Source organism: Streptomyces sp. NPDC017940 (assembly GCF_044328435.1).
In the GTDB taxonomy this organism is placed as follows: domain Bacteria; phylum Actinomycetota; class Actinomycetes; order Streptomycetales; family Streptomycetaceae; genus Streptomyces.
In genome coordinates this window covers 99,439-123,768 of record NZ_JBIRHJ010000001.1, presented here as the reverse complement: position 1 = coordinate 123,768, position 24,330 = coordinate 99,439, and the positions used below count along the sequence as shown (strand labels likewise).

The 24,330-nt window shown below is 72.3% G+C and carries 19 protein-coding genes, 1 tRNA gene and 1 pseudogene; 5 read left to right on the top strand and 16 right to left on the bottom strand.

Annotation, left to right across the window (positions count from 1 at the left end; all coding sequences use genetic code 11):
* Positions 1 to 9: 9 nt before the first annotated feature.
* The 8 genes from ACH4DX_RS00460 to ACH4DX_RS00425 all read right to left on the bottom strand — a co-directional run bounded on the left by ACH4DX_RS00460 (position 10) and on the right by ACH4DX_RS00425 (position 8,744).
* Positions 10 to 651: an IclR family transcriptional regulator gene (locus tag ACH4DX_RS00460; protein ID WP_030568766.1), complete on the bottom strand. Its 642-nt coding sequence runs from the start codon at positions 649 to 651 to the stop codon at positions 10 to 12.
* 351 nt (positions 652 to 1,002) lie between these two features.
* Positions 1,003 to 2,796 (bottom strand): DEAD/DEAH box helicase, encoded by a 1,794-nt coding sequence (locus ACH4DX_RS00455; RefSeq protein WP_398116440.1) that lies wholly within the window; start codon positions 2,794 to 2,796, stop codon positions 1,003 to 1,005.
* 267 nt (positions 2,797 to 3,063) lie between these two features.
* A complete protein-coding gene (locus ACH4DX_RS00450; protein WP_398154141.1) occupies positions 3,064 to 4,485 on the bottom strand; it encodes an MFS transporter in 1,422 nt (473 codons plus the stop codon).
* Between the two features lie 171 nt (positions 4,486 to 4,656).
* Entirely contained in the window at positions 4,657 to 5,160 is a 504-nt protein-coding gene (locus ACH4DX_RS00445) for a hypothetical protein (protein WP_398153460.1), read from the bottom strand.
* A 7-nt stretch (positions 5,161 to 5,167) separates the two neighbouring features.
* A complete protein-coding gene (locus ACH4DX_RS00440; RefSeq protein WP_398153459.1) occupies positions 5,168 to 6,964 on the bottom strand; it encodes an alpha/beta hydrolase in 1,797 nt (598 codons plus the stop codon).
* 9 nt (positions 6,965 to 6,973) lie between these two features.
* Positions 6,974 to 7,429, bottom strand: coding sequence for a hypothetical protein (locus tag ACH4DX_RS00435; protein ID WP_398153458.1), 456 nt, complete (start codon positions 7,427 to 7,429; stop codon positions 6,974 to 6,976).
* 251 nt (positions 7,430 to 7,680) lie between these two features.
* Positions 7,681 to 7,887 (bottom strand): DUF397 domain-containing protein, encoded by a 207-nt coding sequence (locus tag ACH4DX_RS00430; RefSeq protein WP_398153457.1) that lies wholly within the window; start codon positions 7,885 to 7,887, stop codon positions 7,681 to 7,683.
* Positions 7,884 to 8,744 carry a helix-turn-helix domain-containing protein gene (locus tag ACH4DX_RS00425; RefSeq protein ID WP_398154140.1) on the bottom strand — a complete coding sequence of 287 codons (861 nt, stop codon included), beginning with the start codon at positions 8,742 to 8,744 and terminating at the stop codon, positions 7,884 to 7,886. Before ACH4DX_RS00425 ends, ACH4DX_RS00430 begins: the two co-directional genes overlap by 4 nt.
* A 157-nt stretch (positions 8,745 to 8,901) precedes the next feature.
* Here ACH4DX_RS00425 and ACH4DX_RS00420 point away from each other — a divergent pair, with 157 nt between their 5' ends.
* Both ACH4DX_RS00420 and ACH4DX_RS00415 read left to right on the top strand, forming a co-directional pair.
* Positions 8,902 to 9,312 carry an ATP-binding protein gene (locus tag ACH4DX_RS00420; protein ID WP_398153456.1) on the top strand — a complete coding sequence of 137 codons (411 nt, stop codon included), beginning with the start codon at positions 8,902 to 8,904 and terminating at the stop codon, positions 9,310 to 9,312.
* A 269-nt stretch (positions 9,313 to 9,581) separates the two neighbouring features.
* Positions 9,582 to 9,656 (top strand) — tRNA-Cys (locus ACH4DX_RS00415).
* Positions 9,657 to 9,727: 71 nt separating this feature from the next.
* Here ACH4DX_RS00415 and ACH4DX_RS00410 read toward each other — a convergent pair.
* Positions 9,728 to 10,693 carry a L,D-transpeptidase gene (locus ACH4DX_RS00410; protein WP_398153455.1) on the bottom strand — a complete coding sequence of 322 codons (966 nt, stop codon included), beginning with the start codon at positions 10,691 to 10,693 and terminating at the stop codon, positions 9,728 to 9,730.
* A 192-nt stretch (positions 10,694 to 10,885) separates the two neighbouring features.
* Between ACH4DX_RS00410 and ACH4DX_RS00405 the strand changes: the two are divergent.
* Positions 10,886 to 11,365: pseudogene (locus tag ACH4DX_RS00405) on the top strand (SigE family RNA polymerase sigma factor); the annotation flags it as partial.
* A 109-nt stretch (positions 11,366 to 11,474) separates the two neighbouring features.
* Positions 11,475 to 12,314, top strand: a complete 840-nt coding sequence (locus ACH4DX_RS00400) for a L,D-transpeptidase (RefSeq protein ID WP_398153454.1) — start codon at positions 11,475 to 11,477, stop codon at positions 12,312 to 12,314.
* Between the two features lie 276 nt (positions 12,315 to 12,590).
* Here ACH4DX_RS00400 and ACH4DX_RS00395 read toward each other — a convergent pair whose 3' ends face one another.
* The 7 genes from ACH4DX_RS00395 to ACH4DX_RS00365 all read right to left on the bottom strand — a co-directional run bounded on the left by ACH4DX_RS00395 (position 12,591) and on the right by ACH4DX_RS00365 (position 22,505).
* On the bottom strand, positions 12,591 to 13,172 hold the full coding sequence (locus ACH4DX_RS00395) for an AAA family ATPase (protein ID WP_398153453.1): 582 nt from the start codon (positions 13,170 to 13,172) through the stop codon (positions 12,591 to 12,593).
* Positions 13,173 to 13,222: 50 nt separating this feature from the next.
* On the bottom strand, positions 13,223 to 15,520 hold the full coding sequence (locus ACH4DX_RS00390) for a xanthine dehydrogenase family protein molybdopterin-binding subunit (RefSeq protein ID WP_398153452.1): 2,298 nt from the start codon (positions 15,518 to 15,520) through the stop codon (positions 13,223 to 13,225).
* Positions 15,517 to 18,243, bottom strand: coding sequence for a 2Fe-2S iron-sulfur cluster-binding protein (locus ACH4DX_RS00385; protein WP_398153451.1), 2,727 nt, complete (start codon positions 18,241 to 18,243; stop codon positions 15,517 to 15,519). The genes ACH4DX_RS00390 and ACH4DX_RS00385 overlap by 4 nt, the downstream gene beginning before the upstream one ends.
* Entirely contained in the window at positions 18,240 to 19,142 is a 903-nt protein-coding gene (locus ACH4DX_RS00380) for an FAD binding domain-containing protein (RefSeq protein ID WP_398116415.1), read from the bottom strand. Before ACH4DX_RS00380 ends, ACH4DX_RS00385 begins: the two co-directional genes overlap by 4 nt.
* A gap of 297 nt (positions 19,143 to 19,439) precedes the next feature.
* On the bottom strand, positions 19,440 to 21,065 hold the full coding sequence (locus tag ACH4DX_RS00375; RefSeq protein WP_398153450.1) for a beta-N-acetylhexosaminidase: 1,626 nt from the start codon (positions 21,063 to 21,065) through the stop codon (positions 19,440 to 19,442).
* Positions 21,066 to 21,583: 518 nt separating this feature from the next.
* A complete protein-coding gene (locus tag ACH4DX_RS00370) occupies positions 21,584 to 21,880 on the bottom strand; it encodes a DUF3039 domain-containing protein (protein ID WP_033263869.1) in 297 nt (98 codons plus the stop codon).
* A gap of 64 nt (positions 21,881 to 21,944) precedes the next feature.
* The gene (locus ACH4DX_RS00365) at positions 21,945 to 22,505 is read right to left on the bottom strand and encodes a YqgE/AlgH family protein (RefSeq protein ID WP_398116411.1); all 561 of its coding nucleotides are present in this window, start codon (positions 22,503 to 22,505) and stop codon (positions 21,945 to 21,947) included.
* A gap of 253 nt (positions 22,506 to 22,758) precedes the next feature.
* On the opposite strand from ACH4DX_RS00365, the gene murA reads away from it, so the two are divergent.
* Positions 22,759 to 24,105: a UDP-N-acetylglucosamine 1-carboxyvinyltransferase gene (murA, locus tag ACH4DX_RS00360; RefSeq protein WP_398153449.1), complete on the top strand. Its 1,347-nt coding sequence runs from the start codon at positions 22,759 to 22,761 to the stop codon at positions 24,103 to 24,105.
* Positions 24,106 to 24,330: the final 225 nt, after the last annotated feature.

Sequence of the window (24,330 nt, the reverse complement as noted above, 5' to 3'; positions counted from 1 at the left end):
CGGCGCTCCTCAGCGCAAGGCGTCCGCCACTTCCCTCGCGGCGTCCACCACGCGCGGCCCCACCCGTTCCGGTACGGAGTCCGCGAGCATCACCACGCCCACGCTGCCCTCTATGCCGGTGACCCCGACGAGGGGGGCGGCGGCCCCGCTGGCGCCCGCCTCCAGCTCGCCGTGGGTGAGGGCGTACCCGGGGTCGGTGATCTGGCCCTGCCGGGCGGCGAGGATCGCGCGGCCCGCGGCGCCCCGGTCCAGGGGGTGGCGGAAGCCGGTGCGGTACGCCACGTGGTAGTCGGTCCACGTCGGCTCGACGACGGCGACGGCGAGCGCCTCGGTGCCGTCGACGAGGGTGAGGTGCGCGGTCGCTCCTATGTCCTCGGCGAGGGAGCGCAGAGCGGGCAGCGCGGCCTCCCGGACGAGCGGGTGGACCTGCCTGCCGAGCCGCAGCACACCGAGCCCGACGCGCGCACGGCCGCCCAAGTCACGGCGTACGAGGGCGTGTTGTTCGAGCGTGGCGAGCAGGCGGTACACCACGGTGCGGTTCACGCCGAGCTTGTTGGACAGCTCGGTGACGGTGAGCCCGTGGTCGGTGTCGGCGAGCAGCTTGAGGACGCGCAGTCCTCGGTCGAGCGTCTGAGATGTCTCCGCGGTCACGACGCCCACTCCTTTGGTGGTGAGGGTCGACGGCCCCCTCTGGCGGCGGGCACCGGACGCGCTCCGGGGCGACACTGCCACGGTGCGTTGTGTAGCGGGGACAGTAGCGAGGGGGTCCCGCTCAGCGGAAGACTCCGTCCAGAATCCGGTCAAGAGCACGGAAAGACTGCCCGTAATACCCCGGTACGACCGCCCCCGAATGGACGCGGCACGCACAGGGTCTGCACGTGACGCGCACGAATCGTTACGCGGTGGCGTACCACGGCGTACGGTCCCGCGCGGTGCGGGACCCGGCGCGCGGCACTGCTTCTTGTACGGTTCCGCCCCGCGCGCCGTTCCGTGCCCCGGGGGTCACTTCATGCGGGTGGCCCACTCCTGGACCTTCGCGATGCGCTGGCGCAGCTGGCCCGCGGTGGCCTCCGCGCTGGGCGGGCCGCCGCAGGTGCGGCGCAGCTCGGTGTGGATGACGCCGTGCGGCTTGCCGCTCTGGTGGACGTACGCGCCGACCATGGTGTTGAGCTGCTTGCGCAGTTCGAGGAGTTCCTTGTGGGAGACCACGGGCCGCCGCTCGGCGGGCAGTTCCAGCAGGTCGGCCTCTTCGGCGGGCTTCTTCTTGCTGTGCGCGATCTGCCGCGCCTGCCGCTTCTGGAGCAGCATCTGCACCTGGTCGGGTTCGAGGAGGCCGGGGATGCCGAGGTAGTCCTGCTCCTCCTCGCTGCCCGGGTGCGCCTGCATGCCGAACTCGGCACCGTCGTAGAGGACCCGGTCGAAGACGGCGTCGGACTCGAGCGCCTCGAACGGCAGCATGTCCTGCTCGCCGGTGTCCTCGTCCTCCTGCCTGTTGGCCTCGTCCATCTCCTGCTCGGACTCGGCGTAGGGGTCCTCCTCGCCCTGCTTCTTCGGCTTGTCGAGCACGTGGTCGCGCTCGACCTCCATCTCGTTGGCGAAGGTGAGCAGGTCGGGAACGGTGGGCAGGAAGACGGACGCGGTCTCGCCGCGCCGCCTGGAGCGCACGAAGCGCCCCACGGCCTGGGCGAAGAACAGCGGCGTCGAGATGGTGGTGGCGTACACGCCGACGGCGAGGCGCGGCACGTCGACGCCCTCCGACACCATGCGGACGGCGACCATCCACCGGTCCTCGCTCCGGCTGAAGTCGTCGATGCGCTGCGAGGCCCCGGTGTCGTCGGACAGCACGAGGGTGGCCGCGTGCCCGGTGATCTCCCGGATCAGCTTGGCGTAGGCGCGCGCGGAGTCCTGGTCGGAGGCGATGACGAGGCCGCCCGCGTCCGGGATGGCCTTGCGGACCTCGCCGAGGCGCCGGTCGGCGGCCTGGAGCACATTGGGCATCCAGTCGCCGCGCGGGTCGAGCGCGGTGCGCCAGGCCTGCGAGACGGCGTCCTTGGTCATGGGCTCGCCGAGCCGGGCCGCGATCTCGTCCCCGGCCTTGGTGCGCCAGCGCATGTTGCCGCTGTAGGACAGGAAGATCACGGGCCGGACGACGCCGTCGCCGAGGGCGCTGCCGTATCCGTAGGTGTAGTCGGCGGCCGAGCGCCGGATGCCGTCGTTGCCCTCCTCGTACGCGACGAAGGGGATCGGGTTGGTGTCGGACCTGAACGGCGTGCCGGTGAGGGCGAGCCTGCGGGTCGCGGGCTCGAACGCCTCCAGGCAGGCCTCGCCCCAGGACTTGGAGTCACCGGCGTGGTGGATCTCGTCGAGGATGACCAGCGTCTTGCGCTGCTCCACGCGGTTGCGGTGCAGCATGGGCCGCACCCCGACACCGGCGTACGTCACGGCGACGCCGTGGTACTCCCGGCTGAGCGGCCCCGCGCTGTACTCGGGGTCCAGCTTGATCCCCACGCGCGCCGCCGCCTCGGCCCACTGCTTCTTCAGGTGCTCGGTGGGCGCGACCACGGTCACCTGCTGCACCACGTGGTGGTGCAGGAGCCAGGACGCGAGGGTCAGCGCGAACGTCGTCTTGCCTGCGCCGGGCGTGGCCACGGCGAGGAAGTCGCGGGGCTGCTCCTGGAGGTACCTGTCCATCGCTCCCTGCTGCCAGGCACGCAGCTTGCCTGCGGTGCCCCAGGGGGCACGGCCCGGGAAGGCCGGGGAGAGGTGGTGCGACGAGGAGGCGGCGGTGGTAGTCACGGTCTCCGGTTTTTGACGCTGGGGCACTGGGACGCTGGGAGGCTGGGGGTACGTACGACAACCCGGCCACCCTACCGGTGGGGTCGGTGCGACGGGGGTCACAGTGGGGCTGGGGGGTGCCCCGTAAGGGGCGCGGGGAACTGCGCGCGCAACCGGTGAAAAGCCGCGGACGCGTCTGCCGAGGTCCCCGCGGACGCGTCCGCGGCTTTTCCGTGGCCGGCCGCGCAGTTCCTCGCGCCCCTTACGGGGCGCCCCCAGGCACCCGGCTCAGCGCGGGGCGCGCAGCCGGGTGCCGATCCACGCGCCGAGGAGTGCCACCGCCGCCATCGGCAGGAACACGGCGGTGAAGGCGGCGGGGTGCGAGCCCGCGGTCTCGGCACCGGCGCCGTGACCGCCCGCCGTGCCGCCGCCGAGCGCGGCGAACGCGGCGCCGCCCGCGGCGAGCAGGACGACGTTGGCCAGGCCGTCGGATATCTGGAGGGCGGCGGAGTTGGCGCCCGCGTCCGCGGGGGGTGACAGGCGCAGCAGCAGGACGCTGGTGGAGGCGATGACGACGCCCATGCCGAGGCAGCCGACGCCCCAGGCGGCGGCGACGATCCACACCGGCACGGCGTCGGCGAGGACGCTCGGCACGGCCGCGATGGCGGCGGCGACGAGCACCATCCCGATGGCGACCAGCTTGCCCCGGTGGGGTTCCATGCGCGGCCGGGACTGGACGTACGAGCCGAGGGCCCAGGTCGCGCCGCCCGCCGCGAGGGACAGCCCGGCGAGCGTCGGCGACAGGCCGCGCTCGGTGACGAGCATCAGCGGTACGAAGGACTCGGCGGCGACGAACGAGCCCGCGGCCACACCGCGCAGGAGCACCACGGAGGGCAGCCCGCGGGCGGCCCGGTAGGTGCCGCGCGGCAGGAGTCCGAGGACGGCGGGGACGAGGACGGCGGCGCCGAGCAGGGCCGGGAGCAGGGACAGCCAGCGCAGGTCCTGGCCCGCGTACTGGAGCAGTCCGGCGCCGAGGGAGATGCCGAGGGCGAGGCGGATGCGGCGCCGGTCGAAGGCCTCGGCCGGGGCGCCCGGGTCCAGGGGGCCGGCCGCGGCACGCCGGATCGCGGGCAGGGCGAGGGCGAGCGGGACGGCGACGAGTGCGGGGATGCCGAGGAACACCCAGCGCCAGCCGGCGTGCTCGGTGACCGTGCCGGCGATCAGCGGGCCGATCACCGACGGTATGACCCAGCTCGCGGCGAACGCCGCCAGGATGGAGGGCCGCAGCGCCTCCGGGTAGGCCCGGCTGACCACCACGTACAGCGCCACGATGACGAGCCCGCCGCCGAGGCCCTGCACCGCGCGCCCCAGGATGAACTGCCACATCGCACCCGCGGTCCCCGCGAGCAGCAGCCCCGCGGCGAACCCCCCGATCCCGCCCGCGAGCGGCCCCATGGGCCCGCGCCGGTCGGCCCACTGCCCCGAGAGCACCATCCCGAACAGGCTCGTCGTGAAGTACGCCGAGAACGCGAAGGCGTACAACGGCACCCCGTCGAGCTCCCGTGCCGCGACGGGCATGGCCGTCCCGACGGCGGTCGCCTCGAAGGCGATGAGGAAGACGACGGAGACTATGCCGATGCTGAGGGCCCGGTAGGGCTTGGCGAGGACGCCGCCGTCCTTGTGCCGCTGCTCGTCCGGCATGGACGACATTGCCTCGCTGGCGGATGTGCCTGTGACGACATCCACGTCAGGGGACTCGGGGCTACTCATGCGGGCCAGACTAGGAGCCCTCACTGACAGTTCGCGCCTGCCGGAGGACGGCCCCGGCCTGGTCCCTTGGTCGTACATCCGCGGGACCTTCAGCCGCGCGGTGCACGAAGGTCACGATGACTTGTCGGGGTACTGGAAACAGGCCGACCCAAGGTCGACTTCAAGAATGGATGGATCCTTACTACGCCCTCGGCGGTCCTGCAAGGTGATGACCACTTTGAACTTCCTCTCAGGGAATTCGGCGCCGAGTTGCAGACTCTTGGCACGGCTAGAGTCGGGACCGTATCCAGTAACTTTCCAACCACGCTGCGGCAGCTCTTCCTTGAGGCGCTTCATCGCTTTCTCCATATCCGGCACGGATACAGCATAAACACTCCAGGGATGATGCACCGCGTAGTACTTATCGTGATTCCTGTCGCCACACGAGTATGCACCTGGAGCCGCCTTGGTAACTTTACCCTTCAGGTCCATGATGTCCAGGATCTGACTGGACAGCTTCGCCGCATCGTCAGTTGCATCCTTTTCCTCTCGCTTCTGCGGCTCTTTACCAGAATCATTCATCTCCGCACATCCTGCGATCGAATAAGCCGCCATGGCGGCCAGCAGTACTGACATCACACATCTACTTGAGAACCACTTCGTCATACTTCCCCGCGATGACAGCAGCTTGATTTTTCAAGCTAAGCGAAGGGCGGCCGCTATCGCTATCCCAGTATCCACTGTGGCCGTCCGTATCCGTTTTCATGACATTGGCGCCGAATTCAGGGTCTGTGGGCACGGTGGAGTCTTCACCGAGTCCCACAAGGCTTCCCAATGCGGGGACTGCGTCCCCTTCAGCCTTCATCGCCCATACATGCCCGTTCTCCACATCAAGATTGTCAGCATGCTTCGTTTGCATCCCAGGACTGCCAGCCACCACGATGTCGTCGGACGCGAGGTCACCGTGCTTGGATGCCTCACCGATGACTGTACTGCCGTAGCTGTGACCAACAACGGTGGTGTGACTCGCCTGCGGGCCGCCTTGTGCCTCTTGAACGCCACTCATGAACTCGCTGAACGGCGACGCGGCCTGTATTGCCCACCTCGGATTACTAGCCTCCGGGATGAGGTCTCCCCCAACCACCGGCTTCGCTGATCCGGGAACGTCATAGTCGAGCCAGGTAATCGTCGAAACTGCACGGTCTGGTACCTTACTGCTGGTCGTCGCCCAGAGGTCATCACTGCGCTTGAGGTCCCCTCCGATCCCGGCAAGGTCTGTTCCCGTTCCAGGCACATAAACCGCTGTATGGTCCGCCGTATCAGGATTTCCATTGGCGATGATGACCCGCCCGTCCCCGGCTCCCTTCGGGTCGAAGCCCAGGAGATAGGCGCGGGGCAGACCATCAGGCCCTTGCCCGGTGCGGTCGAAGCGGTCCTGGATAGTGTCCATACCCCTGATCGAGTTCCTCAGGAACTCCAGCCGGTCCTCCCCGCCTGTCCTCTCCGCCCATTCCCGGTACTCGCGCGTTGTGCCAGACGTCGGCGGCTGATACTTCATCGGCATCGGCGGGAAGGAATTCAGCTCGAGTTGGAACTGAGATCGCTTTTCGGCGAGCACCGTGCGGTTGGCCTCGTCGCGCACATCGGCGGGCAGCCCGTCGAGCACGCCAACTGAAGCTGGGCGAAGAGCGACGTAGTCGGCACGCTTCTCCTCACTCAGGCTCTTCCACCACTTCGCATTGTCCTGCGGAGTGCCGTCCTTTGGTGGCCCCCCGAGCGTCTCCAGGTACTCCTTGGCCCCCTTGTTGAGGCCACGCGTATCGGACTGGACGTCTGCCCAGTCCCGATGGGACACCGTGAGATCGTCATCCGCCCGCAGAGCCCGAAGCCTCGGCGCCCACTTCCCGTCCGCCTCCGTGGCCTCCCGGAGGGCGGTGGCGATGCGGTTGGCGTACTCCTGGGCGCGGCCGAAGTTCGGGTTCGGGTTGAAGTGGGCCGACTGGCGGTAGACGTCGGCAGCCGTCCCGTCCGTCGTGCCCTTCGCGGTGCCGCCCTCGGGGAGCTTGCCGTCGGTCTTGTCCCCGGCCGCCGGGTACGTCACGGAGCCGTCCGGGTTCACGGTGAACTTCTCGGCCTGCGCGTCCGCGACCGCCGAGTCGAGTTTCCGCTTGGCCGAGGCCAGGTCGTGGGCCAGCGCGTTGAGCGCCGCGGCGACCAGGCCGCATTCCGTCTGGGTGTAATGGAAGTTCTGGGTCAGCGCCTTGAGCTGTTTGAGCGCGGCGTCCAGCGTCTCCCCCTCCAGCGACGTCCGCATGCCGGGAGCGATGTGGTTCTCCAGGCGGTCCTTGGCGGCACCGGCCCTGTCGCTCGTCGCGCGATACCCATCCGCGGCGTCCTCGAACTCGGACGGCTCGAGGGACTTGAGCGTCCTGTAGTCCACGGGCCCCGCTCACCGGCCCTTCGGCCGGCCGCCGAGCGCCGGCGTATCCGCGTACAGGTCCTGCAACTTCTCGATCTCCGCCCTGACCGCGTCATCGGTCTTCTGCTGGTCGCTCCCCATCTTGGCCAGCAACTCCCCGAGGTTCCGGCAGCGTTTGCTCACGTCCTGCACGTACCGCTCCCAGGAACGGTGCACCTCCCGCTGCGCGGCGGCGCTCCGACACCCGTCGAGCCCGCCGAGCCCCGCCTGCCCCTCCTCCAGCTTCGCCAGCGCCTCCCCCATGCCCTTGCGCAGGCCGCCGACCCCGTCTCCCGCCTTGGTCCACGCCGCCTTGCTGGATCTCAGGCCACCCCAGGCACCCCCGCCCCCGCCGTCGTCCCCCTTCGGCGCGCTGTTGATCCGCATCGCCGGGGAGTGCCGCTCGGCCGCGTCGGCCTTCAACTGCTCCCACTCCTGCCAGACCATGCGTGCGGACCTCCCCGTGTCCCGCGCGAGGCACACCGGTGCTCCACGCGTTGCGACTGTGCTGCGGCAACGTCCGTGAGGCTAGCGGAGGTTGGTGCCCGGGGAGTGAGTAGGAGTACTCAAGTGACGGGCGTTTCGGCGGGACGCTTCCATCCCCACGAAATGCCGTACGAGAGCCATCGGGGACGCGGTTGTCATGCTGACAGCTCTGCTGTGCCGCACCGGTTCCCTGCGTACGGCTACTCAGGGCTCTACTCAGTTGCGTACGCGATGAAGTCGGCCCAGGCGCTTGGGGGGAGGGTGAGTTGGGATCCAGCGGGGTTCTTGGAGTCGCGGACGTGGATGCTGCGGGGGGCTATGGCCACCTCGACGCAGTCGTTGATGTTGCTGCTGTCGCTGTAACTGCTCTTGAACCAGTTGCGCTCGTAACCGTCCCCGGCAGAGGGCTTTTGGGTCATGTCTCTCCCCGCACTCTCTCGATGAAGGCCAACGACTCCCGTGGCGTGAGAGCCTGCGCCCGGATCATGCCATACCGCAGCTCGAGGATTCGGAGCTGCCTCGGGTCGGATACCGGGCGGCCGTTGAACTCCCCTTCGGACCGCCCCACCGCCGTTCCGTCCCCGAACTTCAGCAACTGAATCCGTCCGCCCTCGATCCCGGCGTGCCCTTCGCTGTCGGTCGGCATCACCTGGAGGGTGACATGTGGCAACCGCCCGATATCCAGCAGGCGTTCGAGCTGCTGACGCAGGACCATTCTTCCCCCGATGGGCCTCCGCAAAGTCACCTCCTCCTGAACGAAGCTGAAATCCGGTGCCGGTGACTGCTCGAAGACCACCCGCCGGGCCATACGTGCCGCCAAGCCGCGCTCCACCTGGTCCTGCGAGTAGACAGGACGCTGCAAGCCGAACAGCGCCCGCGCGTACTCCTTCGTCTGTAGCAGGCCATGAAGGTTGTGGTTGCCGTACGCCGCGATCTCGACCGCCCGCGCCTCCAGCTTCGCCAACTCCCGAACCTTTTTCGGGTACCGGGCCTTGGTCATCTCCTCCTTCATCGCCGAGATGAACCCGTTGGCCCCAAGAACCTCGTCCGCGCGGTCCAGGTACTCCGGCCGGGGAATACGCGCTCCGCGCTCCACCTTCCGAACCAGGTCCTCCCCGTACCCGACCGTCTCCGCGAAGTCGACCACCCGCAGCCCCGCTGCCTCGCGCCACAGCTTCTGCTGCCGCCCCAACGCCTCGACCACCGAGGCGATCTCATCCTCCGGATCGACGTCCCAACCATCCTCGTCCGGACAACCGTTGGCGTCCACGACCATCACACCCACCTCCACCGAGCCGTCCAACCCCAACGCGCACCCGTACCCGAACGTCACGTCGGACAGCCGAGACAAGCCAGGACAAGCACCGGACAAACGGCATACGCACAGCCAGTCCCGCTGGGAACAACGCGCGCACGCGGCCACGCTGAGTGACGTGAATCAAGAACGCAGCCACTCCCCCACCCCCGTACGCCAGTTCACGATCCTGCTGTCCACGACCCGCAGGGGCGCCCGCCTGGCCCGCCGCCTGACGACAGCGCAACTCGGGGGGTGGGGCTGCCGCTTCACCCATGCGGAGCACATCGTCGCCGAGCTGGCGAACAACGCCGCGCTGCACGGCCGGACGCCGGGCCGGAACTTCCGGCTCACACTGACGGTGACCGGGGCCACGCTCCGCGTGGAGGTGACCGACACACGGGGCGACCTGCTGCCCACGGCCCGGCACGCGCGCTCCGACGCGGAGTCGGGCCGCGGCCTGCTCCTGGTGGAGGCCCTAGCGTCGCGCTGGGGCACGGAGGTGGGGCCGGCCCCGTGCAAGACGGTGTGGGCGGAGATCGAGGGCTGAAACCGGCAGCCGCGAGCCGCGAGGGCTCAGGCAACCACCGCCGGACTCGCCGTCGCCGGCTCCGCGCGGGCTGCGGCACCGCCGGCCCACGGCGGTTCCAGCCGTCGGCCCGGCGCCTTTGACGAGGTCTACCTCACAGCACAGGCGCCTGTCCCGCCGCCACATCGGATTCGTGAACGCCGTATGGCAGTCCCGTTGCGGTGGTGGCGACGGCCTTGAGCATGGTCGTCGCCACCGCCTACCGTCGAAGACATCAAGAAGCACAGCTTGGCCGTGTGCCCGAGTGGTTGAGGGATTCGCCTGCAAAGCGAAGCACGCCGGTTCGATTCCGGTCACGGCCTCCACGCAGTGCCCCCCGGGGGACGCCGTGCTCCCGCGGGAGAGTTGGCGTGCCGCCCGGGGGACGGTACTCGTCTCACTTCAGGGCGCTGCCCGACGTCCACTCCTTCCACGGCACGTTCCAGTCCCCGTAGCCGTTCCCCGCTGCCACCGTGTCCTTGGAGCCGGTCACGCGGACGACGTCGCCGGGGATGACCTCCTCGAAGAAGCGGCGTGCCGTTCCGTCGGTGGCTAGGCCTATGCAGCCGTGGGTGACGTTGCTGTTGCCCGCGTACGTGTTGGCCTTCGGGTTCTCGTGGAGGTAGGTGCCCGACGTCGTGAGGTGGACGGCGTAGTTGTAGTAGTCCTTGTACGCGTCCGCGTAGCCGACGGTCCTGGAGTCCATCAGGACGCGGCGCTGCTTGTCGGAGACCACCATCGTGCCGTTCCAGGTGTCCATCCCCGGGGCGCCCGCCGTGACCGGTACGCGGCGCGTCGTGCCGTCCTTGGTCACCGTCATGGTGTGGGCGCGCACGTCGACGGTGGCGACCAGGGAGCGGGCGACCGTGAAGCGGCGTACGGTGTCCGCGCCCACCCGCACCGTGACCTCCGTGCCCGGCTTCCAGTAGGACCTGGGGCGGTAGTCGACGCGCTGGCCCTCGTGCAGGTTGCGGTCCTTCACCCAGCTCCAGGAGCCGGTGGTCGGCGTGCTCGTCCGGACGCGCAGGCGCCTCTCTACAGCGGCCCGCTCGGCCGCCGGGACCGGCCGGGCGAAGGTCACCGACACCGGCATGCCGACGCCCACCCGCTGCCCGTCGGCGACGTTGACGCGGACCCCGTCCCCGCGCAGCGCCGCCGGTTCCACGACGGGCTTCGCCCGCTCCGTGGGCGTGCCCGCGCCGTCCCTCCCCCGCTCCCCCGCGGCCGCCGCCCGCCCGCCGTCCCCGCCTCCGCCGTCCCCGGAACCGCCCGGACCTCCCGAGCAGCCCGCCAGCACGGCCGTGCAGAGCACCGCCGCGGCCGCCCCGCGCGCGACGTGCCGGTTCCTGGTGCGCCTGGTCATCTGTCCCCCAGTGGTTCTGTGAGCCCCGCGAGCTCCGCGAAATGTGCCTGTGGTGCTCCGGCCGAGCCGGTGTGCTTCCATGTACGCCTCCCATACGCACGGCGGCGGCCACCGGGTTGCACGGTGCGGGTGGGAGATTTCGGGGCGGCCTGCCGGAGCGGGTGACGCGGCTGCGGCAAGGGACGGCGAGGCATGACGGAGGATGAGTTCGACGCGTTCTACGCGTCCGCGTTCCCCCGTGTCGTGGGCCAGGTCTACGCCCTGACCGGCGACCACGGGCAGGCCCAGGACGCCGTCCAGGAGGCGTTCGTGCGGGCCTGGGACCGGCGGCGCGAGTTCAGCGCCGTCGAGGCCCCGGAGGCCTGGATCCGTACGGTGGCCATGCGGCTCGCCGTCAGCCACTGGCGCCGGGCCCGCCGCTGGCTGGAACTCGTGCGCCGCACGCCACCGCCGGAACACACACCGGGACCGGGGCCCGAACACCTCGCCCTGGTCGAGGCGCTGCGGCGGATACCGGACGCGCAGCGCCTCGCGATCGTGCTGCACCACCTGTGTGACCTCAGCGTGGAACAGGTGGCCGCCGAGACCGGTGCCCCGACCGGCACCGTGAAGGCCCGGCTCGCCCGCGGCCGTGCGGCCCTGGCCCGGCACCTCACCACGGACGAGGACGACGTGCTCGGCGCGGCTCCCGCACGGGGCGGCGGCCAGGGCCCGACCCGGGGCGCGGGCACGGACCGCTCCCGCAGCGACGACCGCGTACGGAGCGGGAAGGAGGGCGGCCATGTCCGATGAGCCGCTGACCGGCCGGCCGGCCGACGAACCCGGGCGGACACCGCCCACCCCGGCACCCGAGCCCCCTGCCCCGGCATCCGGGTACTCCACCCCGGCACCGGAGCGCCCCACCCCGGCACCAGAGCACCGCACCTCGGCACCAGAGCGCCCCGCCCCGACACCGGGTTACCCCACCCCGGCACCGGAGCACCCCGCCCCGGACCCGCACCTCTCCACCGCCCTGCACCGCCTCGCCGAGAGCAGCCGCGCCCCCGCCCCCGGCACCGGTGCCCAGGTGCGGCGGCGCGCGCAGGCCAGGAAGCGGCGGCGCGCGGTCGTCGCGGGAGGGGTCGCCGCCGGGGTCGGCGCGCTGGTGTTCGGGCTGGTCACCGGGCTCGGCGGGGCGGACGGCTCCGGCCCCGCGCCGCCCGCCGCGCCCCCCTCCCGCACCGCGTCGGCCACCGCGCCCGCCGTCGGCGTCGACCTCGCCGCGCGGACGCTGACCGTGCGCGGGCGTACGCTGCCCGTCTCGTCCGGTACCGCGAGCCACCCCACGAAGCCCGGGCGCACGACCGTCGTCGCCAAGCACAGGACCAAGCGGCTCTCCGGCGCGACCGCCGGCCTCGGCGACGCGTACGACCTCACGCTGCCCTGGGTCGTCGAGCTGCGTGACTCCGGTGGCCGTACGAACTACCTCGTCGCCCTGACGTACGACGACGCGGCACCCGGCGCCCGGGACATCACCCACGGCATGCTCGGGCTGCGGCCCGCTGACGCCAAGTGGCTCTACGGGCAGGTCGCTCCGGGCTCCGTGGTGACGATCGAGGGGGCCGCGCCGCCCACGCCCTGACCAAGGACCCGTACGAACCCGGGCACGGCGAAGGGCGGCCCCCAAGGGACCGCCCCTCCGGTGCCCCGGCATCCGCGGCACCGCTTCTCACTCGATGGCCGGGCTCATCCCCAGCCCGTGTCGTCCCCCATGATTCCCCCGTGGTAGTGGCGTAGTTGCTTGGGACATCTTCGATGGTGCCTTGCAACAGCCGTCCGTCAAAAGGGATTTATGGGGGGATGCCATCCCTGAGGCGTCATCGCGACCGTACGGGCACCGGTCGGTGACATTCCGCTCTCAGGCCACCGCCGCCTCGCCAAGGCACGCGAGAACCGCGTCCACCGTCCGGTCCACCGTCAACTCCGAGCTGTCCAGCCACAGTCCGAGACGCGGGGTGGTCGCGCGGAAGCCCTCGTCCAGGGCCTCGACCGTCCACGCTCCGTAGCCCGTCTTGCCCCGGCCCGCCTCACGCTCGGCGACCGCCGCCGGGCGCGGGGCGAGCACGACGACGTACAGGGGACGGGTGCGCACCAGGTCGACGTACCGCTTCAGCTCCTCACCGAGGATCACGTCCTGGACGATCGCGGTGAAGCCCGCGGCGGCGTACGCGTCCGCCGTGGACGCCGACAGGCGGTAGCGCAGCCGCAGTTGGGCCTCCGCCTCGGCGCCGCCCCCCGGCGCGTAGTCCTCGCGCCCGGAGACGATCATGCGCCGGAAGACGTCGCCCCGGACGTGCGCCGCCCGCGGCAGCCGCTCGGCGAGGGCCTGCGCGACCGTGGACTTCCCCGCGGCCATGATGCCGGTGATGACGACGACCCCCGCGGGGTGACCTGGGGCATGGCCTAGGGGGCGCCCCTCGGGGCTCGTTGCAGCACTCACGTGCGCGAACGTACCGCAACGCGCCCCCGGCTTCGCCCCCTTTTCCGGCGCTACGCCAGCTCCGCCCCCACCGCCGCCTGCGGCCTGATCGGCAGCCGGTTCACCGGGCGCCCGGTCGCCGCCCGCACCGCCGAAGCCACCGCCGCGGGGGCGGTGACCACGGGCACCGCGCTCGCCGCCTTCGCGCCGAAGGGGGCGACCACATCGCGCTCCTCGACGAGTTTGACGATGCGGATGTCGGGCGCGTCCAGGGCCGTGGGCAGGGCGTACCCCGTCAGGTCGGGGTGGCGCACCAGGCCGCGCGGCGTGCGCAGGTTCTCCGTGAGCGCCGCGCCGACACCCTGGGTGACCCCCGCCTCGATGCGGACCCGCAGCTGCGCGGGGTTGAGGACGCGCCCCACGTCCTGGGCGACGGCCAGCTCCACCACCCGTACCGAACCGATCTCGATGTCGACGTCCACGACCGCGCGGATCGCGCAGAACGCCATCCCGACGAAGGCGTCGCCCTGGCCGTCGGCGTCGAGGGGCTCGGTGGGGTGCGGACGGCACTGTGCCGTGGCCCACAGCTCCTTGCCCTCCATCGCCTCCTCGACCGTGGTGGAGAGCACACCGTCGTACGAGGTGATCTTGCCGTCGGCGATCTGGAGCAGCTCCGTCGACATGCCGAACTTGTGCGCGAGGGGCTGGAGGAGCTGGGTGCGCACCATCTTCGCGGCGCGCTCGACCGCGCCGCCCGACACCCAGGTGTGGCGGCCGTGGCAGCTCGGGCCCGAGGGCGGCTGGTCGGTGTCGACGGGGGCCACGCGCACGTCGTCGATGCCCAGGGTCTCCTGGACGATCTGCCGGGCGAGGGTCGCAAAGCCCTGGCCCGTCTCGACGGCCGCGCAGATCACCGTGGCGGCGCCGCCCTGCACCTTGACCGTGGCCGTGGACACCTCGTCGGCACCTTCGGCGCCGAGGAGCTGGACCATGCCGAGGCCGTAGCCCACGCCGCGCCGCACGGCCGCCGGTTCGCCCGCGCCCTCGGGTCCCCCGGGCAGCAGCCAGTCCTCCTGCGGGGTGTCCTTGGGCAGCTCGGGCAGCGGGAAGTCCCGTACCGCGTCCAGGAGTTCGGCCACCGGGGCCGGGCAGGTCACCGTCTGCCCCGTGGGCAGGATGTCGCCGGTCGCCAGGGCGTTGCGCAGCCGCAGCTCGGCCGGGTCGACGCCGAGCCGCTTGGCGAGCTTGTCCATCTGGGCCTCGTAGGCGGCGCACACCTGGAGGGCGCCCTCACCGCGTACGTGGCCGGACGGCGGGTTGTTCGTACGGACCGCCCAGCCCTCGATGAAGGCGTGCGGGACGACGTAGGGGCCGCAGGCGAAGGAGACGGCCGCGGCGAGGGCCTCCGCCGACGTGTCCGCGTACGCGCCCCCGTCGAGCAGGATCTGCGCCTCCACCTTCACCAGCTTGCCGTCGCCGTCCGCGTGGTGGCGGTAGCGCAGGAGCGTGGGGTGGCGGTGGGCGTGCCCCAGGAAGGACTCCTCACGGGTCGCGGTGAGCTTGACCGGGCAGCCCGTCCGCAGGGCGAGCAGGCCGAGCGGGAGGTGGAAGCTGGCGTCCTCGCGGTCGGCGCTCGCGCCGGGCACGCCGGTGACGACGACCTTCACGCGCTCGGGGGCGAGGCCGTAGCAGGCGGCGGCCATGTCGCGGTCGCCGTGCGGGTCGGTGGAGGCGATGTACAGCTCGACGCCGCCGTCAGGACGCGGCACCGCGAGTCCCGCCTCCGCGCCGATGGGCGCCGGGTCCTGCCTGCCGATGCGGTACAGGCCCTCGACGACGACCTCGCCGGCCGCCTCCGGGTCGCCGTGGCGCAGCGGGATGTGCCGGATGAGGTTGCCGTCGGGGTGCAGGGGCTCGGCCTCGAAGGCCTGCTCCGGGTCGGTCACCGGGTCGAGCAGCTCGTACTCGACGATGATCGCCGCGGCGGCCATCCTCGCGGTGTCGGGGTGGTCGGCGGCGACCGCGGCGATGGCCTCGCCGTGGTGGCGCACGACCTCGGCGGCGAACAGCGGGCGGTCGGCGGTCTTGCGGCCGTGCAGCGGCTCGCCCGGCACGTCCTCGTGCGTGACGACGGCGCGGACGCCCGCCATCTCCTGGGCGTGGGTGATGTCGATGGACACGATGCGCGCGTGGGCGTGCGGGGAGCGGAGGACGGCAGCCCACAGCAGGCCCTCGGCCCACAGGTCGGCGGCGTAGGGGAAGGTGCCCTCGGTCTTGGCCCGCAGATCCGCCGACGGCAGCGAGGAGCCGACGCCGTGCGGCAGCTGCTCGGTGCCCGGCACGGACGCGGCGACGGTCTCGTTGCTCACGCCTGGCCTCCGTCCTGTTCGTACGGGCCCGCCTGGTGCGGTACGCGCGGCCCGGCCTGCGCCGTCCCGCCCTGACCGCCCTGGCCGTCCTGCCCGTCCTGCTGTCGGTCCGCGGCGCCCTTCGCCCGGCGCTCGGCGACGACGTCGCGCACCGCGTCGAGCACGCCCCGGTAGCCGGAGCAGCGGCACAGGTTGCCGCACAGGGCGCGGCGGGTCTCCAGGTCGCTGGGGGCGGGGTTGCCCTCCAGGAGGTCGTGCAGGGTCATCGCCATGCCCGGTACGCAGAAGCCGCACTGCACGGCGCCGCAGTTGGCGAGCGCGCGCTGCACGTCGGAGGGCTGTCCGTCGACGGCGAGGCCCTCGACGGTGCGCACCTCGCTGCCCGCCGCGGTGGCCGCGGGCACCAGGCAGGACGCGACGAGCCGCCCGTCCACCTGGACGTTGCACGCCCCGCACTCCCCCTGCGAGCAGCCGTCCTTGGCCCCGGCGAGCCCGAGCCGCTCCCGCAGTACGTACAGCAGCGACTCCCCGACCCAGGCATCGGTGACGGGCCGGTCGGCGCCGTTGACGCGCAGGACGTAGGACACCAGGGGGTGTTCCTCGTGCGGCGGCGCGGGCTGCTCCTCCTGCGGGGGCGCGGCCTGCTCCTCCTCTGGGGGCGCGGCCTGTTCGTCGTCCTGCTCCGGGGTACGGGGCTCGCGGGGTGCGGGTGCCTCGGCGGGGGTGCCCGTGTCGGGGTCGTCGGGGTTGGGGTCGTTGTCCGGGTCGGGGTCGGGGGCGAGGTCCGCCTCCGGGGTGTGGTCCGACCGCGGCTCGGGCTCCTCCGGTGCCTGCTGTGCCTCCTGTGCCTCCTCCGGATCCGGGGTGTGGTCCAGGGCGGCGTCCGGCTCCCGTGCCGGATCCGGGTCGTGTACGAGGTCCGGTTCCCGGCTGTGTACGGAGTCGTCCGCGAGGTCGGCGGCGGGCGCGGCGGCGATACCTTCCGCGAAGTCCGCCTCCGGTCCCGGGTGGGGCTCGTGGACCGCGGGGTCGAAGGTGTCGAACGCCGGGTCGTCCGCGTGCGCCGGGCCCCCGGCGTGCCCCCGGTCGTGCGCGGGGGCGCCCCCGTGCCCGAGGTCCACCGCGTGCACGGGGGCGCCACCGTGCGCGAAGTCCGCGCCGGGGGGGAAGTCGGCGCCGGGGGCGAAGTCCGTCTCGTGGGCGACGTCGGGTTCGTGGGCGACGTCGGCCTCGTGGGCCATGGCGGGGTCGTGAGCGAAGTCGGCCTCGTGCGCGACGTCACCCTCGTGCCCCATGGCGGACTCGTGCCCGAAGTCGGCTTCGTGCGTGACGCCGCCCTCGTGCCCCCCGGCGGGATCGTGCGCGGAGTCGGCCTCGTGCACCACGGCGGACTCGTGCGCGGAGTCGGCCTCGTGCGCGACGTCACCCTCGTGCCCCACCGCGAAGCCCGTCCCGTACGCGGAGTCGCCCTCGCGCGCGACGCCGCCCTCGTGCCCCACGGCGGGATCGTGGGCGAAGCCCGTCTCGTACGCGGAGTCGACCTCGTGCGCGACGCCGCCCTCGTGCCCCACGGCGGGATCGTGCGCGAAGCCCGTCTCGTGCCCGAAGTCGACCTCGTGCGCGACGTCGCCCTCGTGCACCAGGGCGGGGTCGTGGGCGAAGTCCGTCTCGTGCCCCACGGCGGGATCATGGGCGAAGTCCGCCGTATGCGCGAAGTCGGCCTCGTGCGCGGGTGCGGCCGCGTGTGCGAGTTCCGCCGCGTGGGCCGCGGTGGCCTCCGCCGTCTCGGCGGCGTGCCGCGCCGAGTCGTAGGGGGCACTGTCCTGGCCGTGGTCATGACCGGCCGGGCCACCAGCCTCCGGTGCCGACTGGTCCGTCTGCCCCGCCGGGCCGAGGGAGCCGTCCGGGCGGCGGGTCACGACGAACAGCTTGGCCGTCCGTTCGAACGGGGTCTCCTCGGTGCCGTGCTGTCCGGGCTGCCCGGGCTGTCCGTGCCGTACGGGCGCCGGTCCCGAGGGGACGTGCCCGGCCGCGTACTCGGACGGCTGCGGGGCGTGCGGGGGCTCGGGGGCCCGTGGTGCCTCCGGGGCGACGGTCGGCCACGACGTGGCCCAGGGCGCGGGCGCACCGCCGGGCAGCGTGGCGGGCGGTGTGCCGCCGCCCGCCCAGGTGCCCACCGGCGTTCCGGCCGGGGGGGTGCCGTCCCCGGCGAGCGAGGACGGCGCGTACTCACCGGACTCGTCCGGCAGGTCTCCGTCCGCGACGGGGATCGACCACTGCCCGGTGACGTCGTGCGGCGCGGGCGCGTGCCCGTGCGCGGTCCCGTTCGGCGTGCCCTCCTGCGGGGCCGCGGCGTCCGGGAACGACCACTGGCCGGTGGCCCGGGGGTCGTAGGGGTCCCCCGCGGCACCCTGGGAGCCGGGTTCGGGCCAGCGCACGGCGGCCTGCGGGTCGACGGGGGGCGCGGGCGCGGCGGGCGCCACGCCGGTGATCTCGGGCGGCAGCACCCACACGCCGGTGGAGGCGGGGTCGGTGGCGTCGGGCGCTGTCGGCGTGACCGTTATCTGCGGCGGCACGTACCCGTGCCCCGGCGCGGCGAGCGGTGTGCTCACCGCGTCGGCGGCGCCTTCGGGCAGCTGCACGAACGCGGTGGCGTCCGCGTCGTACTCGCCCTGCGGGTGCGGCTGCCAGCCGCTGGTGCCGTTCCTCTGACCGTCGGTCACGACAGCGCCCTCCCCAGTGCTCGTCGGGCCAGCACGGCGACGGTGCGCCGCAGGTGCAGTACGGCGGGCGGCAGCGGCTGGGCCGTGCCGTCCTCGGCGGGCGGGTGGTCCGGTACGCACGCCGCGGCGACGTACTCGCCGAAGGCCGTCAGGGCCTCCGGCACCAGACCGCGCTCGCCGTCCCAGTCGATGAGGCCCGCGACCCACTGCTCGGCCTCCAGGGGCCGCAGCGGCATGGGCGCGATGGCGCCGACGGCGCATCGCACGCCCCTGCGCGCCGGGTCGAGCACCAGGGCGACGGACGCGGTCGCGCGCCCCGGCCCGGTGCGCCCCGTGGCCTTCAGGAAGACCTGCGGGGCGTGCAGCAGGGGGACGCGGACGTAGCCGATGAGCTCGCCGGGGGCGAGCATCTCCATGCCCGCGAGCAGGTGCGAGACCAGGATCTCGCGGCGGGCGCCGCCCGGGCCCGCGATGATCAGTACGGCGTCGAGTGCGGCGAGTACGGGCAGCGAGTCGCCGGTGGGCGCGGCCGAGGCGATGTTGCCGCCGAGGGTGCCCGCGTTGCGGATCTGCGGCGGCCCCGCGGCGCGCGCGGCGGCGGCGAGCGCCGGGATGAGCGCCGCGAAGTCCGGGCGCCCCATGCGGGCGTGCGTCAGACCGGCTCCGAGGAGTGCGTGCCCGTCCTGGTACTGCCAGCCGCGGATCTCGTTGATGCGGCCGAGGCCGACGAGCGCTGCGGGGCGGAGCTGGCCGGCGTTGACCGAGGACATCAGGTCCGTGCCGCCCGCGACGGGCACGGCGGCGGGCGCGGCGGCGAGCGCCGCGACGGCCTCGTCGAGCGTGACGGGCAGCGTCACAGACTGCGCCCCCTGCGCCGCCCGCGGTGCGTGCGTGGTCAAAACCGGCTGCCCCTTCCCGATGACCCGGCGGCTTGCGCGCCGTCTCACCGTTACGCCTGTTCCGCCGTACGGTACGTGCTCACAACCCGGACGTGGCAACTCTGGCACATCTTCGCAGGGCCCCGGCGCGGGGGTCCGCTAGGAGGTGTTCGTCCGCAGACCTGGGGGATATGCCGTTTTCGCACTCCCTTGCCGGTCAGCGGGAATTGTCACTCCTCGGTGAGCTGTGTACGGCTTTCTCCCGACGGTCCACGGTGTCACCGCGGACCGCCGGAAGCACAGGCTCGGGGCGTCACCTCACACCATCGGGGGGAGCCCCTCGATCGGACGTCCGCCCACTCCGGGGCGCTGCTGCCACGGCAGAGGGCCGCCCGGCGGGCGGTAGTCGACGCCCAGGGCGTCAAGCCGCGCATAGTGCGCGGTCATTCGCCGTTCGAAATCGGCGAAGTCGCGCTCCGCGGGCGCCGGGAGCGTACGCCAGGCGACTTCGGCGAACGCCGCGAGCCTCGGAAAGACCTGATAGTCCACGCGCCCGTGGGACTCCATGACTTCGGTCCACACGTTGGCCTGGGTGCCGAGGACGTGCTTGGCCTCCTCCGCGCCGAGCTGGGCCGGTACCGGCTCGAAGCGGTAGACGTCCTCCAGGGTGCGGACCCAGCCGATGGGCACCGGCTCGTCGGGGCCGCCGTGCTGGCGGTGGTCCAGATAGACGTGCTGCTCCGGGCACATGACGACGTCGTGCCCTGCCTGGGCGGCCGCGATGCCGCCGCTGTAGCCGCGCCAGGACGAGACGGCCGCGCCCTCGGCGAGACCGCCCTCCAGGATCTCGTCCCAGCCGATGAGCCGACGCCCGCGCGCGGAGAGCCACTTGTCGAAGTGGCGGATGAACCAGCTCTGCAACTCGTCCTCGTTGCTGACCCCGAGCTCCTCGATGCGCGCCTGCGCCGCGGCCGAGTCCTTCCACTGCTCCTTGGGGCACTCGTCGCCGCCGACGTGGATGAATGTCGACGGGAAGAGTTCGAGGACCTCTTCGAAGACGCCCTCGTAGAAGCGCAGGGTGTGGTCGTTGGGGGCCAGGACGTTCGGGGTGACGCCCCAGGTGTCCCAGACCCCGAGCGCGGAGGTGTCGATGACGTCGGTGTTGCCGAGCTCGGGGTAGGCGGCGATGGCGGCCTGCGAGTGCCCGGGGATGTCGATCTCCGGGACGACGGTGATGTGCAGCGACTCGGCGTACGCGACGATCTCGCGGATGTCGTCCTGGGTGTAGAAGCCGCCGTGCGGCTTCTCGTCCCACAACTGTGACTGGCGGTGCCCCCACTTGGTGCGGGAGCGCCAGGCGCCGACCTCCGTGAGCTTGGGGTAGCGCTTGATCTCGAGGCGCCAGCCCTGGTCGTCGGTGAGGTGGAAGTGGAAGACGTTGAGCTTGTGCGCGGCGAGGAGGTCCAGGTAGCGCAGCACGCCCTCCTTGGGCGTGAAGTGCCGGGACACGTCCAGCATCAGGCCGCGCCAGCCGAACCGCGGGGCGTCCTCGATGACGCCCCGGGGCACGGTGTACTCCCGGCCGGGCGCGATGGGCGCCCGGCGGAACGCCGCCGCGCCGAGGAGCTGACGCAGCGTCTGCGCCCCCCAGAAGACACCCGCCGCGGTGCCGCCGCGGATCTCGACGCCGTCCCCGCTGACGGTCAGCCGGTACGCCTCGGCCTCCAGCGCGCTGTCGAGCCGCAGCGCCACGGAGCCCGGCGCGCCCTCCGCCCCCGGCGCGAGCGGCACCCGCAACGCCCCACCGAGCGTGCCGCGCAGCCACTGCTCCGTGGACTGCGTACCGGGTCCCGCCCAGAGCGTGGTCGACGCGTCCAGCACGAAGCCGTCACCACCGGGGGCCTCGGCGCGTGCGGGCGCCGGGATCAGTTGCTCAAAGGTCATGGGAGGAGGCTGCCATGCGATTGCAGCCCGCAAAAGAGGCGTTGCGCGCGCTGCAACACGCGCGGGCGTGACGCGGGGAGGCGGCTGCGCGGCGGGGGCGGGGCTGTGCGGCGGGGGGTTGCGTGGTGGCGCCTGGTGGGGTGTCGGGCGGTGGCGCCTGGTGGGGTGTTGCCCGGCGGCGCGGACGCGGCGGGTGCGGGCGCGACGGGGCGGACGCGGCAGCACGCAGCCGCGGAACGGGCACGGCGGCGCGGACGCGACAGCGGACGCAGCAGCGCGGACGTGGCGCCACGGGCACGGCGGTGCAGGCGCAACCACGCAGGCACGGCGGCGCGGGCACGAACGGCGGGGGCACGAACGGCGGGGGCACGGTCACGCGTGGATCGCCAGTAACGGGTGGGTGGGTGGGAAACCGCCGCGAAGCGGCGAAAAAAACGGCCCCCCACGCACGCGGGCCCCCAGGCACACAGCACCTGTGCGCCCAGGGCCCCGAAGTGGTCGGCCGGCCGAGAGGGCGGCTACTTCTTGCCGTCCTTGCCGCCCTTGTCCTTGTCGCCCCCCGCACCCATGGACTCGTAGATCTCCTTGCACATGGGACAGACGGGATACTTCTTGGGATCGCGCCCGGGGACCCACACCTTGCCGCAGAGCGCCACGACGGGCGTACCGTCGAGAGCGCTCGCCATGATCTTGTCCTTCTGGACATAGTGCGCATAGCGCTCGTGGTCGCCGTCACCGTGCGACACCTGCGGCGTCGGCTCTACGAGGGTCCCCGTACCTGCCCCGCGCTCGGGCTCGGGCTCAAGAGTGCTCATAGCTGCCAAGGGTACTCACGCCGGGCGCGTCCTGGCAGCGCAAGGCGCCGGAGCCACCTGGACGTCAATTCAAGGACGCGTCGTCCGGGTACGTGGCCACCATCGCCAACTCGCTGCGCTGCCGTCGCAGTACCGCGCGCCACAGCCGCTCCGGGTCCGGCGAGGACACGTCGCCCGGTTCGGACTCGACCACGTACCAGGCGCCTTCGGCGAGCTCGTCCTCCAACTGGCCCGGGCCCCACCCGGCGTACCCGGCGAAGATCCGCAGGCTGCCGAGCGCGGAGGCGAGCAGCTCCGGCGGGGCCTCCAGGTCGACGAGACCGATGGCGCCGTGCACCCGGCGCCACCCGAGGGGCCCCTCGTCCCCGGGGATCACCGCGACGCCGAGGGCGGAGTCGAGCGAGACGGGGCCGCCCTGGAAGACCACGCCCGGCGTGCCCGCGAGGTCGCCCCAGCCCTCCAGGATGTCCTCGACGCCCACCGGTGTCGGCCGGTTGAGCACCACACCGAGGGAGCCCTCCTCGTCGTGGTCGAGGAGCAGCACCACCGCACGGTCGAAATTGGGGTCCGACAGGGCAGGCGTGGCCACGAGCAGCCGCCCTGTGAGCGAGGACACCTCGGTCATGCCAGACATGATCCCGCATCCCGGGCCCGGACGGGGAGCCAATGGGCCGACGCGGGGGAACCCAGCTCAGGGGGTGCCGGGGCGCCCGGGACGCGCCGGGGGTCCCGTGACCGTGAGCGTCCGGTTCCGCACGGTTCGTGTTGTAGCGGAGTCATGACGTGCCTGAGCCCGCATCGGGCTTACTCAAGGGGGGTACGCGGCCATTACGCTTGCCCTTTGATCCCCCCGTCCACCTCTTCGGAACGCGAGATTCATGACCGTCACCGGCACCCAAGACGTACTGCTTGTCCACGGCGGCACCCCGCTGGAGGGTGAGATCCGTGTCCGCGGGGCGAAGAACCTCGTACCCAAGGCCATGGTCGCCGCGCTGCTCGGCAGCGCACCGAGCCGGCTGCGCAACGTCCCCGACATCCGAGACGTCCGCGTCGTGCGCGGCCTGCTCCAGCTGCACGGCGTGACGGTCCGCCCCGGCGAGGAGCCGGGCGAGCTCGTCATGGACCCCTCGCACGTGGAGAGCGCGAACGTCGCCGACATCGACGCGCACGCGGGTTCATCGCGCATTCCGATCCTGTTCTGCGGGCCGCTCCTGCACCGCCTCGGGCACGCCTTCATCCCGGGCCTCGGCGGCTGCGACATCGGCGGCCGTCCCATCGACTTCCACTTCGAGGTGCTCCGCCAGTTCGGCGCGACCATCGAGAAGCGCGCCGACGGCCAGTACCTGGAGGCCCCGCAGCGGCTGCGCGGCACCAAGATCCGGCTGCCGTACCCGTCCGTGGGCGCCACCGAGCAGGTGCTGCTCACGGCCGTCCTCGCGGAGGGCGTCACGGTGCTGTCCAACGCCGCCGTGGAGCCCGAGATCGAGGACCTGATCTGCGTCTTGCAGAAAATGGGCGCGATCATCGCGATGGACACCGACAGGACCATCCGCATCACCGGTGTGGACACCCTCGGCGGCTACACCCACCAGGCCCTGCCGGACCGCCTGGAGGCCGCGTCCTGGGCGTCCGCGGCGCTCGCGACCGAGGGCAACATCTACGTCCGCGGCGCCCTCCAGCGCTCGATGATGACGTTCCTGAACACCTACCGGAAGGTGGGCGGTGCCTTCGAGATCGACGACGAGGGCATCCGGTTCTGGCACCCGGGCGGCCAGCTGAAGTCCATCGCCCTGGAGACGGACGTCCACCCCGGCTTCCAGACCGACTGGCAGCAGCCCCTGGTGGTCGCCCTGACGCAGGCCACGGGCCTGTCCATCGTCCACGAGACGGTCTACGAGTCCCGGCTCGGCTTCACCTCCGCGCTCAACCAGATGGGTGCGCACATCCAGCTCTACCGCGAGTGCCTCGGCGGCTCCGACTGCCGCTTCGGGCAGCGCAACTTCCTGCACTCGGCGGTCGTGAGCGGCCCCACCAAGCTCCAGGGCGCCGACCTGGTCATCCCGGACCTCCGGGGCGGCTTCTCGTACCTCATCGCGGCCCTCGCGGCCCAGGGCACGTCCCGGGTCCACGGCATCGACCTGATCAACCGGGGCTACGAGAACTTCATGGACAAACTGGTGGAACTGGGAGCGAAGGTAGAACTCCCGGGCCACCCGGCGAACTGAAGCCCAGCCGGAAAGACCCAGCTCGGCCGGGAAGATCCAGCCCGGCCGGCGTTTGAGGCCAGTCTTTCCGACGGCACACGAAGCCAGACGGCACGCAGAAGGGGGGGGGCCCCCCCCCGGGGGCCCCCCCCCCGGGGGGGGGGGGCCGCGGGGGGGGGGGGGGGGGGGGGCGGCAGGGGGGCTGTTGGGGGGCCCCGCCACGCGTCGGGAGGGCGCCGCGGCGGG

Excerpts from the sequence above, each read along its gene's own strand:
- ACH4DX_RS00435 (WP_398153458.1), bottom strand. The coding sequence starts at position 7,429 with ATGGTCTGGCAGGAGTGGGAGCAGTTGAAGGCCGACGCGGCCGAGCGG.
- ACH4DX_RS00450 (WP_398154141.1), bottom strand. The coding sequence starts at position 4,485 with ATGTCGTCCATGCCGGACGAGCAGCGGCACAAGGACGGCGGCGTCCTC.
- ACH4DX_RS00365 (WP_398116411.1), bottom strand. The coding sequence starts at position 22,505 with ATGACCGAGGTGTCCTCGCTCACAGGGCGGCTGCTCGTGGCCACGCCT.
- ACH4DX_RS00375 (WP_398153450.1), bottom strand. The coding sequence starts at position 21,065 with ATGACCTTTGAGCAACTGATCCCGGCGCCCGCACGCGCCGAGGCCCCC.
- ACH4DX_RS00445 (WP_398153460.1), bottom strand. The coding sequence starts at position 5,160 with ATGTCAGTACTGCTGGCCGCCATGGCGGCTTATTCGATCGCAGGATGT.
- ACH4DX_RS00410 (WP_398153455.1), bottom strand. The coding sequence starts at position 10,693 with ATGACCAGGCGCACCAGGAACCGGCACGTCGCGCGCGGGGCGGCCGCG.
- ACH4DX_RS00400 (WP_398153454.1), top strand. The coding sequence starts at position 11,475 with ATGTCCGATGAGCCGCTGACCGGCCGGCCGGCCGACGAACCCGGGCGG.
- ACH4DX_RS00370 (WP_033263869.1), bottom strand. The coding sequence starts at position 21,880 with ATGAGCACTCTTGAGCCCGAGCCCGAGCGCGGGGCAGGTACGGGGACC.
- ACH4DX_RS00425 (WP_398154140.1), bottom strand. The coding sequence starts at position 8,744 with ATGGTCGTGGACGCCAACGGTTGTCCGGACGAGGATGGTTGGGACGTC.
- murA (WP_398153449.1), top strand. The coding sequence starts at position 22,759 with ATGACCGTCACCGGCACCCAAGACGTACTGCTTGTCCACGGCGGCACC.
- ACH4DX_RS00430 (WP_398153457.1), bottom strand. The coding sequence starts at position 7,887 with ATGACCCAAAAGCCCTCTGCCGGGGACGGTTACGAGCGCAACTGGTTC.